Below are 1,648 nucleotides of genomic sequence, written 5' to 3'. Positions count from 1 at the left end.
AGCTCGCGCAAAGCCGCAAAGGTTTGGCGCTCATATGCAAAAAACTCTGCGCCCTTGCGCCTTTGCGTCAAGAAACCCGGCGTATAGGATTGACAACCATGCAAGCCCTAGATTTCTGGAAAGCCATCACAATTATTGCGCGGATTATTGAACATTACCCTGAATTGCGTCTTCAGGTGCCGGAGGATGTGTTGCTGCGTTTGTTGTAGAGCTTCACGTCGCCCCGGAGGAAGCGCATGGCTGTCTCGGCGAGCAGGGCGGCACCAAGGGGTAGGCAGCGTTCATCAATATCGAAGATGGGCGTGTGGTGGGCACGTAGCACGCCGTCGGCGTGGGCCGCACCGAGCAGCAGCATGGCCCCAGGCACTTTTTGGGTCATGTAGGCAAAATCTTCTGCCCCAAGGCCGGGGGCCGAGTGGTCGAAGGCGTTGGCACCAAGCAGATCATGGGCCACCTGTTGCATCCAACCCGCTACGCGCTCATCGTTCCAGCCCGCCGGATAGCCGCGCCCAATTTTGAGGCGATAGTTACCGCCGTAGGCACGGCTGACGGCGAAAGCGCGTTCCACTTCATTGATCAACTGCTCACGCACATGGGTGCTATAGCTACGCATGGTTCCCTCGATGCGTACTGCGCTGGGAATAACGTTGGTAGCCTGACCACCATGCACCACGCCGACACTAATGATACTCGGCTCCACCGGGTCAATCCGGCGCGCCCGGATGCCGTAGAGTGCAGTGAGTACCGGAATAAGCATAAAGATCGGGTCGGTGCCCTCGTGGGGCGATGCGCCATGACCACCGCTGCCCAACACCTCGCCCCGGAAATCATCTACGGCGGCAGAGGTCCAGCCTGGGCGGATGGTCACCTTGCCCAAAGGCAGCGTGGAATCAACATGGAGCGCAATCACGGCATCCACCCCCTCCATGCAGCCCGCTTCAACCATACGTAGACCGCCACTCTTGCCTTCGGCATCCCATGCCTCCTCGGAGGGCTGAAAGAGCAGGCGCACACGTCCGCGCAAAAGGCCCGCCGCGAAGCACTCACGGAGCAGATGGGTCGCGCCCAAAAGCATGGCGGTATGGGCATCGTGGCCACAGGCGTGCATCATGCCAGGCTGAGTCGAAGCAAAACTGAGCCCGGTCGCCTCAAGGATCGGCAGCGCATCCATATCGGCACGCAAGGCAATCGTTGGCCCCTCGTCGGTGCCAAACTCACCCACAACCCCCGTCTTGGCCACACCGCTCCGCACCGTGATGCCACCAATGGCATTGAGCGTATCAACCACCAGCGCAGCGGTACGCTCTTCGGTAAAGCTCACTTCGGGATAGGCATGAATAGCACGCCGCAGACGGATCAATTCGTCGGCAAGCGCGTGGGCTTGGTCTAGCATATGGGGACTCCTTTTTACCGTCGTAGTGCCGACGTTATACCATTTACGATTGTAGATTGTAGATTGTAGATTGTAGATTGTAGATTGCCGAACATGGCGTTCCAATGGGCGTGAGGGAAGCGGATGTTGTTGGTTGCCCCGTTGCGTTGCCACCCTGAGAGGCCGTAGGTAGTGCCGGCTTTAGCCGGCTTCCCATCGCTGCCAAAGACCTCAGAGGCTGTCTGAAAAGTCTATGGTTTGGCGTTGGAGTGCCGA

The 1,648-nt window shown here is 58.8% G+C and carries 2 protein-coding genes; one reads left to right on the top strand and one right to left on the bottom strand.

Going from position 1 to position 1,648, the window contains the following annotated elements:
* Positions 1-209: hypothetical protein (locus CJ255_RS24260; RefSeq protein ID WP_217352524.1), on the top strand; the 209-nt coding region annotated here is incomplete at its 5' end.
* Here the strand turns inward: CJ255_RS24260 and CJ255_RS21895 are convergent.
* Positions 173-1,393 (bottom strand): M20 metallopeptidase family protein, encoded by a 1,221-nt coding sequence (locus CJ255_RS21895; RefSeq protein WP_097646186.1) that lies wholly within the window; start codon positions 1,391-1,393, stop codon positions 173-175. The two genes, CJ255_RS24260 and CJ255_RS21895, sit on opposite strands and share 37 nt — an antisense overlap.
* Positions 1,394-1,648: the final 255 nt, after the last annotated feature.

This window comes from Candidatus Viridilinea mediisalina (genome assembly GCF_002532535.1).
Taxonomy (GTDB): domain Bacteria; phylum Chloroflexota; class Chloroflexia; order Chloroflexales; family Chloroflexaceae; genus Viridilinea; species Viridilinea mediisalina.
Note: the sequence above shows the minus strand (reverse complement) of the source record. Positions and strands in the feature narration are given on the sequence as shown.